This is a genomic window from Niastella populi (assembly GCF_002078015.1).
Lineage (GTDB): Bacteria > Bacteroidota > Bacteroidia > Chitinophagales > Chitinophagaceae > Niastella > Niastella populi.
The window spans coordinates 41,051-56,506 of the sequence record NZ_LWBP01000185.1 but is presented as its reverse complement, the minus strand read 5'-3'; the positions used below and the strand labels follow the sequence as shown (position 1 = coordinate 56,506).

Annotated in this window: 15 protein-coding genes; 10 read left to right on the top strand and 5 right to left on the bottom strand. The window is 45.9% G+C overall.

The annotated features are described in order from the left end of the window. Positions 1–55 precede the first annotated feature (55 nt). A complete protein-coding gene (locus tag A4R26_RS15670; protein WP_081164687.1) occupies positions 56–1,156 on the bottom strand; it encodes a Gfo/Idh/MocA family protein in 1,101 nt (366 codons plus the stop codon). Between the two features lie 247 nt (positions 1,157–1,403). Between A4R26_RS15670 and A4R26_RS15665 the strand changes: the two genes are divergently transcribed. Next, entirely contained in the window at positions 1,404–2,396 is a 993-nt protein-coding gene (locus A4R26_RS15665; RefSeq protein ID WP_133054695.1) for a DUF6929 family protein, read from the top strand. A 131-nt stretch (positions 2,397–2,527) separates the two neighbouring features. Here the strand turns inward: A4R26_RS15665 and A4R26_RS15660 are convergent, their stop codons facing one another. The 3 genes from A4R26_RS15660 to A4R26_RS35015 all read right to left on the bottom strand — a co-directional run bounded on the left by A4R26_RS15660 (position 2,528) and on the right by A4R26_RS35015 (position 4,485). Further along, entirely contained in the window at positions 2,528–3,154 is a 627-nt protein-coding gene (locus A4R26_RS15660) for a trimeric intracellular cation channel family protein (RefSeq protein ID WP_081164685.1), read from the bottom strand. Between the two features lie 175 nt (positions 3,155–3,329). Next, complete coding sequence (locus tag A4R26_RS15655; RefSeq protein WP_207625761.1) at positions 3,330–4,328, bottom strand: Gfo/Idh/MocA family protein; 999 nt, start codon at positions 4,326–4,328, stop codon at positions 3,330–3,332. Between the two features lies 1 nt (position 4,329). After that, entirely contained in the window at positions 4,330–4,485 is a 156-nt protein-coding gene (locus A4R26_RS35015; RefSeq protein ID WP_165760291.1) for a hypothetical protein, read from the bottom strand. 146 nt (positions 4,486–4,631) lie between these two features. Here A4R26_RS35015 and A4R26_RS15650 point away from each other — a divergent pair, with 146 nt between their 5' ends. The 4 genes from A4R26_RS15650 (at position 4,632) to A4R26_RS15635 (ending at position 10,022) form a co-directional block, all read left to right on the top strand. Next, complete coding sequence (locus tag A4R26_RS15650) at positions 4,632–5,054, top strand: secondary thiamine-phosphate synthase enzyme YjbQ (RefSeq protein WP_081164683.1); 423 nt, start codon at positions 4,632–4,634, stop codon at positions 5,052–5,054. A 94-nt stretch (positions 5,055–5,148) separates the two neighbouring features. Then, positions 5,149–6,105: a glycoside hydrolase family 5 protein gene (locus A4R26_RS15645; RefSeq protein ID WP_081164682.1), complete on the top strand. Its 957-nt coding sequence runs from the start codon at positions 5,149–5,151 to the stop codon at positions 6,103–6,105. Between the two features lie 205 nt (positions 6,106–6,310). Next, positions 6,311–8,404: a cellulase family glycosylhydrolase gene (locus A4R26_RS15640; RefSeq protein ID WP_081164681.1), complete on the top strand. Its 2,094-nt coding sequence runs from the start codon at positions 6,311–6,313 to the stop codon at positions 8,402–8,404. A gap of 196 nt (positions 8,405–8,600) precedes the next feature. Next, positions 8,601–10,022: a TlpA family protein disulfide reductase gene (locus A4R26_RS15635; protein ID WP_081164680.1), complete on the top strand. Its 1,422-nt coding sequence runs from the start codon at positions 8,601–8,603 to the stop codon at positions 10,020–10,022. A 10-nt stretch (positions 10,023–10,032) separates the two neighbouring features. Here A4R26_RS15635 and A4R26_RS15630 read toward each other — a convergent pair whose 3' ends face one another. Continuing rightward, positions 10,033–11,442, bottom strand: coding sequence for an aminotransferase-like domain-containing protein (locus A4R26_RS15630; RefSeq protein WP_081164679.1), 1,410 nt, complete (start codon positions 11,440–11,442; stop codon positions 10,033–10,035). A 148-nt stretch (positions 11,443–11,590) separates the two neighbouring features. On the opposite strand from A4R26_RS15630, the gene A4R26_RS15625 reads away from it, so the two are divergent. From A4R26_RS15625 to A4R26_RS15600, 5 genes are all read left to right on the top strand, one after another. Further along, positions 11,591–12,037, top strand: coding sequence for a GNAT family N-acetyltransferase (locus A4R26_RS15625; RefSeq protein WP_081164678.1), 447 nt, complete (start codon positions 11,591–11,593; stop codon positions 12,035–12,037). 257 nt (positions 12,038–12,294) lie between these two features. After that, positions 12,295–12,516: a hypothetical protein gene (locus A4R26_RS15615; RefSeq protein WP_081164676.1), complete on the top strand. Its 222-nt coding sequence runs from the start codon at positions 12,295–12,297 to the stop codon at positions 12,514–12,516. Positions 12,517–12,539: 23 nt separating this feature from the next. After that, the gene (locus tag A4R26_RS15610; RefSeq protein ID WP_081164675.1) at positions 12,540–13,040 is read left to right on the top strand and encodes an ABC transporter permease; all 501 of its coding nucleotides are present in this window, start codon (positions 12,540–12,542) and stop codon (positions 13,038–13,040) included. Between the two features lie 373 nt (positions 13,041–13,413). Then, complete coding sequence (locus tag A4R26_RS15605; RefSeq protein ID WP_165760290.1) at positions 13,414–14,022, top strand: RNA polymerase sigma factor; 609 nt, start codon at positions 13,414–13,416, stop codon at positions 14,020–14,022. A 99-nt stretch (positions 14,023–14,121) separates the two neighbouring features. Next, complete coding sequence (locus tag A4R26_RS15600) at positions 14,122–15,309, top strand: FecR family protein (RefSeq protein ID WP_165760289.1); 1,188 nt, start codon at positions 14,122–14,124, stop codon at positions 15,307–15,309. Positions 15,310–15,456: the final 147 nt, after the last annotated feature.

The following is a 15,456-nucleotide window of genomic DNA, read 5'->3' as shown; positions in this document are numbered from 1 at the left end:
AAGGATGCGGAATCCACCACGTTACGGTGGGGAACCTTAACACGGCAAAGAACTTTTACAAACTCACCCGCTGTTTGGTAGCAGCCGATTTATAAATGGCCTCCACAATTCTTATATCACGCAATCCTTCTTCGCCGGGCACCATCATCGGTTTCTTTTGCATAATGCTCAATGCGTCATCATCCATTTGTGTTGCCTGCTGAAAGGGTATATTATAAGGATGCTCTATAGTACCGAGCGGGCTGGTTATTTTTTGCCCGTTGTAGGCCGAATAAGGCTGCACCTTTATTTCGCCCTTTTCACAGGTGATATTGAGAAAGTTTACATTTTCGCCAAAGCTGGTCTTTATATCGGCCAGCACCCCACCCGGAAACTCAAGGGTAGCGATGGTGGTTTCATCGAGACCGTTCTTATAGATCTCAGGACGTGTAGTTGACGTTTGTGCCGAAACGATAGCAACCGGTTCCATATTGGTACCCAGCCGGGCGCCCTGTATGGAGTATACGCCCATATCGTATAAAACGCCGCCGCCCATTTCTTTTTTCTGTTTCCAGTGATCGGTGCGGTTATCGCGGTATCCCGCTGCGCAATTCACCTTTGTTACTTTACCCAGTTGATTTTCCTTCACGATCTTTCGCCATGCCTGGGTATTGGGCTCATGGTGCAGGCGGTATCCAATGGCCAGGGACCTTTTGTTGGCTTTGCAGGCGGTGATCATGGCCTTACACTCCGCTTCGGTCATTCCCATGGGTTTTTCGCACCAGACATGTTTACCGGCATTGGCAGCCCTTACCACATACTCCTTGTGCATCGATGGCGGCAATACCACATATACCACATCGATATCGGGGTTATTGGCAATGCTGTCGAAGTTCTGATAGTTGTAAATGTTCTTGTCAGGTATATTGTATTTCTTCTTCCATGCTTCCGCCTTGGCCGGCGTACCGGTTACTATACCTGCGAGGTAACAGTGTTTGGTTTGTTGCAATGCCGGCGCCAGCAGGTCGGTACTGTAATAACCCAGTCCAACCAACGCAATACCCAGCTTGTCTTTGTAAAGGCGCTTAGCGGAAAAAATGGTTTTGGGAGAAAGCAAAATGATGCCGCTGCCGGCAGCAATCGTTTTAATTATTTGTCTGCGTGACACAGTGCTCATTGTAACAGGATTTTCAGGTTTTATAATAATAAAACACCATCGATCATATGGCCTTCAGTGAAGTTACCATTTTTTTTGGAGGTAATACCAGTAATGAAACATATCTCATATTTGTTAACCTCACCTGCAAATTGATGCCTTAGATGTTACAGGGCACAGGTTTCAGGGAAAACCATGTAACCCCAACTATATGGGGGCAACCTGAACCATATAACCCCAACCCTGGTCATATTTTTGAATAGGGAGTATGAAAAATAGTATAACTTCCCTGCTGCACATGAAAAGCTGTCTTTATATTGTATCCATAATCATATTCCTTGCCGGCGGCTGCCGGGAAAATACCCCTACAGAAATGCTTATTATCGAAAAAGAATTATTGCTCGACAGTATTCCCTCCGCCTCGGGGCTTGTTATACATGGCGATTCAGCCTGGATCGTAGGCGATGACGCTACCGGCATATACCGGCTTAACCTTTCCAATTACCAACAACAGAAGATCCCGCTGAACAACGTTGCCACTGATGAATACCGGCTGCCCAAATCCATTAAACATGATCTTGAATGCGCCAATCTTATCAGGTACAACAACAAACTATACCTGCTGGCCTTCGGGTCGGGCAGCCTGGCGCCCTACCGGGATAGTATTTTATTACTGAACATGGCCGATACGGCCGATCAGCAAATTATACCCGTTCAACAATTTTACAGGGAACTACAGCAGCTAACAGGCACCGATAGTACACAATGGAATGTAGAAGGTTCCACCGTTGCGGGCGATTCGTTGTTGCTTAGCAACCGGGGAAACAATACAATAATCAGCTGTAACGTCGATTCATTGATGCATTATTTCTTTTTTGCAGGCGCCCCGGTACCGCCCATAACTTATCAGCGGGCTCATTTACCGCAGATTGATGGCAAAGAAGCCCGGCTTTCGGGGTTAAGTACCATCAATGACAACCTTATATTATTCACTGCTTCCGTTGAAGATACACCCGACTGGATAACGGACGGCCCTATATCAGGCAGCTTTATAGGCATCTATTCAATGAAAGAAAATAAAGTGATAGCCAGTCATCTGTTAAGGGACAAGCAGGGCGCAGTGCTGAAAGAAAAAATAGAATCGATAGATATTGTAAGCAAAAAGGGAGGAACAATTACCTGTATTGCCGTGGCCGACAATGACAATGGCACCTCAAAACTTTTCCGTCTACAACTGATCAGTTCAGAAATAAAGAATTAGGTCATACCCTGAAACTTGTGCCATTGGTCCTGAGATTCGAAAATGAGGTGTATTCCATTAGCACAACTTGTCCCGCGCTGCGGAATTAGCACATCAGCACATTAGCAAATTAGCAAATTATTACTGGCATCCTACATTTCCATTTTATCGTTGTAAATGCCGGGTATGCGCCATTTGAACCGAACGGCCAGAATACGCACCAGGAATACGATAGCCATAATTACCACATCGAGCCAGTTCTTGTTGAAATCGAGTTTTAATAAAAGAAAATAGATCAGTCCGCCAAGGATACAGGCGGTAGCATACACTTCCTTTCTGAAAATAAGTGGAATATTATTGAGAAGGATATCCCGGATCACCCCGCCAAAACAACCGCTGATGGTGCCAATGGCAATGCATATACCCGGACTAAACCCGAAGGTTATTCCTTTTTGTATACCCAGTACGGTGAAGAAGCCCAGTCCCAGCGAATCGAAAACAAACAGCGTTTGCTGAAAGTTGCCGATGATCTTTCTGAACAGAATGGCAGCTACCGCGCTTACGAGGATCAAAAGCGGCGTTGTAACGCTCCGCATCCAGCTAACCGGCAGATCGCCGATCAGCATGTCCCGTAACGTTCCCCCGCCTATTGCTGTAATAAAGGCTATGATCAGGATCCCGAAAAGATCGAGCTTTTTTTGAATAGCGGCAAATACGCCCGAGATGGCGAAGGTTATAGTGCCCAGGATGTCGATGAGGCTGAGCAGTTCTTCTTTCATACAGTTTAAGTTCCTGTAAATATAGGGATTGTAGGTTGATGAGTTGACTGGTTGACGAGTTGACTGGTTAGCGCAGCCGGGATCATCACATCATCAAATTATCTTACTTCGCCATTAGTCCTGAACTACAAAATTAAACTGTATTCCATTAGCAAATTAGCATATTAGCCCATTATCAAATTATTTCAACCCGCTGCCCGCTCTCCATGGCCTTATAAATAGCCTGTAAGATCTTTACATCCTGCCGCCCCATTTCACCCGGTACCGGTGTAGGCCGTTTATTTTTTATTGCATCCGCAAAATCATCCATTTGTTTAGCCTGCTGGTTAACCTGCGGAAAATCCATTTTCCCTTTGGAGGTTTCTCCTTTTATGCCCCTGTACTCATAGGCCGGTGATAGTTCTGCCCATCCGTTTTGCGCTTCTGCCCGCAGTTTGTTCATTTCTTTTGAATAACTGGTAGTGCAGGCCGCTTTTATATTATCGGGAAACTCCATTACCCAGCTAAGTCCTTCCTCAACGGTTGTGAACTTTTCCGGATTGGTTTTGGCAGCTTCTTTGGCAGTTACGGCAACCGGCTCCATACCGGTTGTATACCGGCAACCCTGTACGCAGTAAATACCAAGGTCCATCAACGGACCGCCGCCGGCCAGTACTTTATCTAACCGCCAGCCTTTCGTATCACCCATTCCATTTTCCGCTGTCATTTTTACAATACTACCGAATGGTTTCTCTTTGCCTATACGCATCATCCCGAGGTTATGCGGTTCAAAATGCAGGCGATAACCGATCGACAACATTTTACCGGCTGCTGCACAGGCCGCGATCATCTGGTCGCACTCTTCAACGGTAATGGCCATAGGCTTTTCGCATATCACATGTTTGCCGGCTTTGGCCGCCCGTATCACGTATTCGGCATGCATGGCATTCGGCAGTACCACATATACGATATCTATATCGGGATTATCTTTTATGGTGTCGAAGGTTTTGTAATCGTAAATGTTCTTATCCGGTATATTATATTTTTTCTTCCATTTATCTGCTTTATCGGGCGAACCGGTAACAAGGCCGGCCAGGTAGCAGTGTTGGGTTTCCTGTAAGGCAGGCGCCAGTTCGTTCTCACTGTAATTGCCCAATCCAACCAGGGCAATTCCCAGTTTTCCTTCTGTATTCATATTATTCATTTTTTTCGGTTCTTTTTTCATTGGAAGCGGGCCCGCAGGATGGCAGCATGGAAGCGCTTCCTAATGCGAGGGAAGCCAGCGATACATTATGGATGAATTTTCTTCTCGAATAAGGTGAATAAGGCGAAGTGCGTGAAGCTTTACTCATAAACAGGTATTAGGCCATTATTCCCATAATTATTATACCATACAATAACCGCTCAGGAATAAATTTTGCGTCGCCGGCCGCCTGTCACCAATACATATGTTCAAAATATTACCCAAATTTGCGCTACGACCTTTAACAATAACACCATGAAAATGTATCAGCAACAGATAGCATTACCGGAAAAACCAAGGGGCTTTCATTTAATAACAAGGGAAGTGGTGCGGGCATTGCCGGAAATGGCGGGTATCACTACCGGCTTTTTACAGGTCTTTATTCAGCATACCTCGGCATCGCTTACCATCAATGAAAATGCCGACCCCACCGTTCGAATGGACTTTGAAATGTTCTTCAATAAAACAGTGAGGGAAAACGACCCCGATTATAAACACGATTATGAAGGCGCCGACGATATGCCCGCTCACCTGAAAGCATCCATGCTGGGCTGCTCGGTGCTCATTCCCATTCGTAAAGGCCAGCTGGCCCTGGGCACCTGGCAGGGCATTTATTTATGCGAGCACCGCAACCACGGCGGATCTCGATCCCTGGTGATCACCGCCTGGGGGCAATAAACTGCCTGTTTTTTATCCATTTATCCGCTTTTATTGCCCGGGCTGTTCCAATCTCGATTTTTTATAGCAACTTAAAGCCTCAAAGCCTGCATATATGAAAAAGATCAGTTCAGTACTCCTGTTCGTCCTGGCATTTTATACCGGGTTTACCCAACCGGTGAAAGAGAACGGGCGGTTACAGGTATCGGGGTTACACCTCGTCAATGAGAAAGGGCAGCCTGTAGTTTTGCGCGGCATGAGCTATGGCTGGCATAACTGGTGGCCGCGTTTTTATAATGCCGGAACCGTAAGCTGGCTGAAAAAAGACTGGGGTTGTAACATTGTGCGGGCAGCCATGGGCGTTGAACCTGAGCACGGCTATATAAATAAACCCGGCTGGTCGAAGGAAAAAATAAAAGCGGTGATCGACGCCGCCATCAAAGAAGGCATTTATGTTATAGTAGACTGGCACAGTCATAATATCAGGCAAAAAGAAGCGCAGCAGTTCTTTACCGAAATAGCCACCACCTACGGCAAACATCCAAATATCATTTACGAGATCTTCAACGAGCCCGAACAACAGTCGTGGGCCGATGTAAAAACCTACTCCATCGAGCTCATAAAAACCATCAGGGCCATAGACCCCGATAATGTCATTCTGGTTGGCTCACCTCATTGGGACCAGGACATTCACCTTGCGGCCGATGACCCCATAAAAGGATATAACAACTTAATGTATACGCTTCATTTTTATGCAGCAACACATAAACAGCACTTGCGCGACAGGGGCGATTATGCGCTTAAAAAAGGATTACCCATTTTCATTTCGGAATCTGCCGGGATGGAAGCTACCGGTAATGGCCCGCTGAACGAACCGGAATGGAACGCATGGATAACATGGGCCGAGAACAATAAGATCAGCTGGATCACCTGGTCGGTATCGGATAAAGACGAAACCTGTTCGGTATTGTTACCTACCGCTTCGGATACCGGTAACTGGAAAACGAGCGACCTGAAACAATCGGGCATAAAAGCAAGAGCGCTCATCAGAAAACATAACGGTTTAAAATAATAAGAACACCTATTTATTTATTCACAAGTTAAAATTGGTAAACTCGCATTCCAATTAACTATATACTTTTGTGTCCCCTTTAGTTACATTTTTCATCTTCCCCTATTAATCACTAAGCACCCTGCACTGCCATACCTTCTTCATTTTTTTCGAAGCACCGCTTCGGGTGAATTGTCATTTCTCTAATGCAAATAAACCCACAAGAATGAAACATTTATTATCGAAACCGGCTATCCTTTTCCTTAGCCTTTTCAGCGTAGCGCTAACCTACGCACAAACACCAGTTTCGCAAAACGGACAACTGAGGGTGAACGGCACAAAGCTTGTCAACCAGAACGGTTATCCCATTCAGTTACGGGGTATGAGCTCTCATGGCATTCAATGGTTCAACCAGTGTTTAACCGATGCATCGCTCGATGCGGTGGCCAATGACTGGAAAGCAGACATCTTCCGTATTTCGATGTACATCCAGGAAGGGGGATATGAAACCAATCCCACCTATTACACCAACCTGGTAAAAACACTGGTGAACAAAGTAACGGCCCGCGGTATGTATGCATTGATCGATTTTCACATGCTTACGCCCGGCGACCCCAATTTCAACACCAGCCGCGCCATTACGTTCTTTACCGAAATGGCCAATACCTTCAAGAACAACAACAACATCCTGTACGAGATCTGTAATGAGCCAAACGGCAATGTAAGCTGGGCAAGCATTAAGAACTATGCCAACCAGGTGATCCCGGTTATCAGGAATATCGACAACGATGCGCCTATAATCGTAGGCACAAGAGCATGGTCATCACTGGGCCTGTCGGAAGGCAGCAGCGCACAGGAGATCGTAAACAGTCCGCTTACCTTCCCTAACATCCTGTACACGTTTCACTTTTATGCCAAAAGTCATGGTGATTCGTACCTGAACCACCTCGAGTGGGCTGCAGACAGCCTGCCCATCTTCGTTACCGAGTTCGGTACGCAGGAAGCATCAGGTGACGGCCCCAACGACTTCAACATGTCGCAACGGTACATCAATCTCATGCGTACAAAAAAGATCAGTTGGGTAAACTGGAACTACAGCGATGATTTCAGAACCGGCGCCGTATGGACAACCGGCACCTGCGGTGGCAGCAACTGGACAACGGGCAGACTGAAAGAAGCGGGCGCATGGATCCGCAATAATATCCTTAGCCCCGCCGATGATTTTGGCGGCGCACCGGGCCCTGAGAACATCGCCCTTAACAAAAATGTTACCGTTACTTCTATTGAAGACAACACACTGACAGGGCCAAACGCCGTCGACGGCAATGGTTCAACCCGTTGGGCAAGTGCGGAGGGCATCGATCCGCAAACGATCACTGTTGACCTTGGCGCTACTTATAACATCAACCGCATCCGCATCAACTGGGAAGCCGCATATGGCAAAAACTTCCTGGTACAGATTTCAAATGACAACAGCAACTGGAGCACCGTGCAGAATGTACAAAACAATACTTCCGTAACCAATGACTATACCGGTTTGACCGCCACCGGCCGCTATGTGCGTATTCATGGTACAGCCCGCGGCACTACCTACGGTTATTCAATTTATGAACTGGAAGTATATGGCACACAGGTGAGCGGACCCGTAAACATTGCTTTGAACAAAAATGTGACCGTTTCTTCCGTTGAAGAGGCCGGGTTTGAAGGTCAATATGCAGTTGATGGAAACAGCACCACCCGCTGGTCGGCCACCCTGTATGCAGATCCGCAAACGATGACGGTAGATCTTGGCGCCAATTACAATATTTCGCAGATAAAGATCAACTGGGAAGCCGCGTATGGTAAAGATTTTCTGGTACAGGTATCAACCGATAACAGCAACTGGAACACCGTAAGAAACATCACCGGCAATACTTCACTCACGAATGACTATACAGGTTTAACCGCAACAGGAAGATATGTGCGGATCCATGGAACCGCCCGCGGTTCTGTTTATGGTTATTCAATTTATGAACTGGAAGTATATGGTACGCCGGTAGGCGCGCGTAGGGAAACAACCACGCCGGCCGCTGTTGTAAGCAATGAACAACCGGTCAGCGTGTACCCGGTTCCGGCACATGACCAGGTTACCATCTCTCTTCCCGGTAACCGTCAAAAAAGCCAGATCATCGTAAGCGACATCAATGGAAAAGTATATTCAGTGGCAAATGCTACCGGAAATTTACACACATTGAACATCAGCAAATATCCAGCTGGCATGTATCTGATACAGATCATCGATGGCGATAAGAAAACGATCAAAAAGATCCTGAAGAAGTAAAATCTTTTATAATTCACCCAACCCGGTTTTTAAAAAACCGGCTCAGGTAGCCAACCACCCCCGGGCGTGGTTGGCTTTTTTGTTTATAAATGTCCTAAAAACCATTATTTTGATGGGGTAAAATATATCTTATTCCTGTTATATACCAGACAAGGCTGCTTAATCGTTATATTAGAATTAATTACCGATTGAAAAAATGAAAAACCCCAGGACCTGTTTTCTCTTTGCTGCATTGCAGTTGTTTGTATTTTCAGGAATAGCACAATCCAACGCGGTTATCAAAGGAACAGTAATTCACCCCGTAAACGACCTCGTAATTGTCTCAGTAGATGATCTGCTTGAAAACAGGAAATATTCTTTGCTCGTAAGCGATTCCGGCTACTTCAAACAGGAAATTGCCGTAGGTACGGGAAACTACATCACTATCACTTTTCCGAACCAGGACTTCCGTTTTCCCGTACTGCCCGGCGACACCGTAGATCTTACATTCGACGAATCGTTATTGACCTATAATCTGGCTGTAAATAACACGCAGCGAAAAAGGGAGATAACAGCGGTGCTTGACAATACCGCCCTGTTCGATAGCAGACTCGAAGAGATCGATGCTGCTGCAGAAAAAGGGTCAGACAGTTTACTGAGCGTAATTTACAACCAGCAGCTAAAAGATTTTCTGCAACGCATTCAACAACCTTCACCCAGTATTAAACAAACGATCTTTGAAATATATTACCGGCATCTTACACACTGGCTCAGCAACAACCCCGTATTCGCCCTTAAGCAAAATGAAAAAATAATAGGCAAAGAACTGTATAACAGATACAGCTCCTTTTTTCCTTCAGAGCGCGAATACCAAACCCTGAACGAACCGTTGTTTTACACCTCGGATCATTACCGTACGTTTTTGCTGAACTATACAAATACCGGACTGCTATTTACAAAGACCATTAAAGCAGACAGTACACGGCAGGATCATCCCATCAATCATCATGGGCGATACCATACGATCATTGGTGATGTTCATATTCCGGTGATCAGGGACTGGCTGATCATGAATTACCTGAAAGGTTTATACCATGGCGGTTCCTATGCAGACGCCCTCCGGTTATCTGACGAATACAAACAGATCTGCAACAATACAGCCATCAAAGAAAGCATAAAAAAAATGGACATGGAATATGCCAGGCTTAAAAATGGCAATCCCGCGCCTGACTTCACCCTGGAAGACACAGATGGCAACAAAGTGTCGCTTTCCGGCTTTAAGGGCAAATGGGTTTATCTTAATTTCTGGTCTGTATCCCATGGCGCCTGCACGGGTAATTTCATGAAATACGAACCCATCATCAATGAAAAGTATAAAGATAAAAACATCGTTTTCCTGAATATCTGCTTTGAAGAAGACGTAGCCGGATGGAGAAGAAAAGTGAAAGAACTGAATATCGGCGGCGTTAATGTAGTGGCAAAGGGATTTACCGAACTTCAAATTTGTAAAGACTATAAAGCTGATTCACTGCCCCGTACCTTTTTGATTGATAAAGCAGGACATATAAACAGTAATCAAATGCCGGTTGAGGTATTGGTACAGTTTGATGCGGCTGTAATAAACGAATGGCTGCAATAACAGCCATTCGCTACATCCGGGAAACTATTCCACCCAATGTTTTCAATTTCTGCCGCAGCTCATCTGTCCAGTATAACCCAATCGATAACCGCATGCAGTTTTCGAACTGGTTTTGCAGCGTATACATTCTGCCGGGTGAGATGCCTATTTTTTGTTTTATGGCCCGGTCGAACAGGTCGGCGGTATTTACCTTTTTATTGAACTCCACCCAGGCGGCAAGGCCGCCCTGTGGACGGCTTATTCTGGTGTCGGCCGGAAAATATTCAGCTATGGCGTCTACGGCATACTGGTAATTCTGCTGCAAGGTTAGCCGCAGTTTGCGCAGATGGGAATCGTACCGGCCGCTTTTCAAAAAGTTGGCCACCGCCTCATTATTTACGGTTGAAGAGGATATGGCATGAACCCATTTCAGTTTCAGGATCTGGTGTTTGTATTTACCCGGTGCTACCCAGCCTACTCTATACCCCGGTGCAAGCGTTTTTGAAAATGAACTGCACAACAGCACATTTCCTTCCTTATCGAACGACTTGCAGCATTTAGGGCGCTGCCCGCTAAAGTACAGGTCGCCATATATGTCATCCTCGATAAGCGGAATGCCGTGTTTTGCCAGCAGTGTCACTACTTCCTTTTTATTTTCTTCGGGCATTAAACTGCCCAGCGGCGTATTGAAATTGGGCACCAGCAAACAGAGATCGATCTTATTGATCACTTTCTTCAACGCATCTACCTCTATACCGGTCGTAGGGTGGGTAGGCAGTTCAAGCACTTTCAAACCGAGGCTGACGGCCAACTGTAAACTACCGGGGTAACAGGGACTTTCCATGGCAATGGTATCGCCCGGTTTTCCCAATGCCATCATACAAAACGACAAAGCATTCATACCGCCGGCGGTAGTGATGAGGTCGTTTTCCCGCAGGCTTCCACCCCATCCTATGGAACGGGCAGCAACCAGGCGGCGTAAATTTTCATTACCCGGAACGCTTTCATATTCCGTACCGCTCCCTGTCAGTTGCCGCGTGGCATGCATCAGTTCTTTATTCAGTTTCGCTATTGGCAACAGCTCTTTGGCCAATACGCCAACAGACAGAAATGTAACCTCGCCTTTCCGCATGGAACCATACACTTTGCGGATCAGTTCATCTGGTTCCTTACCGTTTGTTCGTAAAGGTTTGCTTACCCCGGGTAATGCAGGCTTCCGGTGCAACAATCGGCTTACAAAATAACCCGATTGCGGTTTTGACTCAATCAATGATTGCGCTTCCAGTTCGAGGAATATTCTTTTAGCCGTATTCATGCTGATGCCATGCTCCTGGCATAACATGCGCACCGAAGGCAGGCGGTCGCCGGCTTTCAGTACTTCATTCCTGATAAGACCGGCAATGTTGTTCGAGATCTCAACGTAAAGAAAATCGTTCTTCATATGTTAAAGGTCAGTTCTTTTGTATTTCAATTATCACACTATCACATTATCACATTAACCAACTGTGTCCATAAAAATACATAAAACTGAGACTGTGATTATTAAATACCTGCCGGTAATTTTGTGGCATCATTCAAAACCAAACAACATGTCAGCTGTAGTTATCAAAACGGGCAAAGAGCAGATGGATGTAAATACAATACACCGCTTTTTAAGCGAAGAATCGTACTGGGCCAAAGGCATTCCCTATGCCTTTGTAGAAAATTCGCTGACTCATTCATTTTGTGTTGGCGCCTTCATCGACGACAAACAGGTTGGCTTTGGAAGGGTGGTTACCGACTATTATACATTTGCCTGGTTTGCCGATTTTTTTGTGCTGTCCGAACACCAGGGCAAGGGTGTTGCCAAAAAAATGTTATCCTATATTCTTGAGCAGGAATGGAGCAAACGACTGAGAAGGAAAATGCTGAGAACGAGAGATGCGCATACCTTGTACCGGCAGTTTCAGTTCAGGGATGTGTCAAACGCCTCAACCATCATGGAGATCAGTAATCCCAATATTCACCTGGAATATGTTGATGAGGTGACGAGGTGATAACCTGAAACAGTTACCCCGGCTGGCGGGGTAACTGTTTCAAAGTTACAATTTAAGATCGGCAGGCCGTATACCGTGCGGTTAGCTGTAACAGAAACATTTACCAAAATCTGGTCAATCCGCACACTCACTGTATCGATACCGGACATTGCATATTGGAAATCCTGCTTTTCGAACTGGCAATCAGGCTGTTTGAAGAATGGCATACTATTTAAGGGATTAAGAGGCCATTCTATCATCATTAAAGTGAACCTTTCATGAAACCTGATAACGACACCCTGCACAAGGTAATGGTGAATGAAACACTTATTCATAAACTGGGTATACAGCAACCGGAAAAGGCAATAGGTGTTCGATTAAGAGGGGCGGGCGAAATGGTAACGATAGCCGGTGTTGTAAAGACTTTCAAAGCGAATCGAAACACAAACCAAGAAGACCCTGTATCATCAATTACAATAGCCGTCGCTTTTTCAGGATAAGTGCATCATTGCAACCGGCTGCCATGGCCCAAACCATGCGCCAGATAGAAAAAAGGTGGACGGCCATGAACCCGCGGGAAATGTTCACTTATGAATTTCTCGACGATCATATTGCGGATTTTTACCGGCAGGAACAAAAACTTTATACCGCCTTCCGCATCTTTGCCGGCATTGCTATTCTCATTGGTTGTTTGGGTTTATATGGACTGAACTCTTTTGCCACCATCCAGCGCACCAAAGAGGTGAGCATTCGCAAGGTACTGGGCACACCGCTCGCAAGTATCGTTTACCTGTTCTCGCGGAAGTTTATCTGGCTTATACTCATTGCCTTCCTGGTGGCGGCGCCATTATCGTATTTCGCCATGCATAACTGGCTGAAGCATTTCGCTTATCATATAGACATAAGCGCCGGCTTTTTTATTGCGGCCATTACGGCTTCGTTTGTCATTGCCGCATTGACCATTGCCTCCCAAACCATAAAAGCCGCCAGGGCCAACCCGGTAAAGGCATTGAAGAGTGAGTGAGGTTTGATAGACCCGAACAGTAACCTACTTTATAACTCTCTTTGACTAACAATTGTACCTTTTTAGACGTTTTTATCGCGTTTTTGGAAGGTTTTTAGCGATTGCGCCAATAATCGTTGTTCGTTCCCTGTTTACCCCCGGCAACCTGAACACTACCCATTTACCAGAGAAATACTACCTTTTTACTACCCCTGCGCTAAGGGAGCGGGGTGTAAAAAGGTAGTCATTACCTAATGTTCAGGCAGCAGAACGGCAAAACGGATGCGAAGCAGGAACGAAGACGGAGCAGTTCCTGCCCCATCCACTTCCAATTCATATGAACGGCTGGCGTAATCTTTATTTTTTATGCATATTTGCAGAAGAACATAATTTTTTGCACCAGGGCGTATCATATTTTGAGAAAGGGGAATTATTACTAATTGCTGAAGGCGACGAACAGGTCTTCTTTAAATTCTATGCCCATTACAGTAACCAGATACGCCCCTTCCTGTTAAACTATACCCGCTCCGAAACAGATGTTGAAGACATTATACAGGAAACCTTTGTACGAGTTTGGGTAAACCGCGACCGCCTGCCCGGCATTGATAACATCGGCGGCTGGATATACCGGATCGCCTCCCGGGTTTACCTCGATCATATTGAGCGCGACATTAAACACCGCGACCGCAAAGCTTCTTTTGGGGAAGCGATGTACGGCTCGGGCATGGTAGTGCCCTCTGAACGTACGCACCTGAATGAAGTAAGCCACATCATTCAGGTTGTGCTGAACAACCTCAGCGAACAAAAAAGGAACATCTTCAGGCTGAACCGCGAAATGCAAATGAAACCGGGGCAGATAGCGGCCGAGCTCAACATACCGGTAGGCACCGTGAAGAATAATTTATCGGCCATTCTGCAAGAAATCAGGAAAGCCCTCGCCGCTGCCGGTTACGGGCCACTCGCGCTGCTGATCCTGATGCACCCTCTTACCGACTTTTTTTAAAAAAATGTGAAATTTTTTCGTGACGTTCTTTCCTGAGTCCGGTCTTATTAATGAGGACGCATGAAAGAGCGATGGCGTATACATAGTAAAACCCTGAAAATGAACCAGAACAGATTAACCTACTTACTGAAACAATATGCTTCTGGTAAACTTACCAGTGATGAACAACAGGAACTTGCCCGTTTGCTTACAGAAACCGATCGCGAAGAGTTAGCACAATACATTACCACAATTGCCCAACAGAACGATCTGCCCCGGATAATAATAAATGAAGAAAGAAGCGCTACAACTTTCCGCAATATTATGGCTGCCGACAAACCGGCTTCACCAGCCATCGATGTTCCCTGGTGGCGAATAAATTTTCGCCGGCTCAGCATCGCTGCCACATTGGTGTTATCATTTTCGGCCGCTATATATCTTATTACCAGGAACGATAAGAAAAACTCTGTAGCAGGCAGTCAGGTAACACCCGTAAAACCCGAAAAGCCCGCCGGGCGTAACACCGCCGTCCTTTATCTTGCAGACAATTCCGTTGTAGAACTGGATAGTATTAATAACGGTCTTATTACCACGCAGGGTGGCTCGCAGGTAATGTTGGCAAACGGGCAGCTCGCTTATGTTGCCCCCGATAAAAAAGCAACTACCATTGCATATAATAAGATCACCACACCACGCGGCGGTGAATATTCCATCACCTTGTCAGATGGCACCAAAGTGTGGCTGAATGCAGCTTCTTCACTGAAATTCCCCACCGCCTTTACCGGCAAAAAAAGGGAAGTGGAACTTACCGGCGAAGCCTATATGGATGTAGCCAAAGACCAACATCATCCTTTTGAAGTCAAGATCGGCAACGTTAACGTAGCAGTTCACGGTACCGAATTCAATATCATGGGTTATGAAGACGAGAACCAGATAGTGACCACCCTGGTTTCGGGTTCCGTAGCCATTTCAGCAAATGCAAACGCGCCACTTACGCTTGTCCCCGGTGAACATGCCGTGGTAAAAAATAATAACTCCGATATGATTGTAGAGAAAGCAGATGTGGAAGAAGAAACGGCCTGGAAGAATGGACGCACCTATTTCAATGGCGCCAACATCAGGCAGATCATGCGGCAAATTGCAAGGTGGTACGATGTAGATGTTCAATACAAAGGCGATGTAGCCAACCTTGATTTTACCTGCACCGTTTCGCGTAAAGACAAATTATCGAAACTGCTCGGCCTGATGGAGCTTACGGGGGCAGTACATTTTACCATGGAAGGAAATACGATAATCGTTCAACCATAAAAAAATAACAAAAACCAGGACCATGCAAACAGACACATGAGAAGATAGAAATAACCAAAACAGTACTTTATAGATCTAAAAAGCCAGTAATGTTGGCGCATTACCGGCTTTGTTCGCCGAAGTTTTAGCAAAGGCGAACCCGCTGGA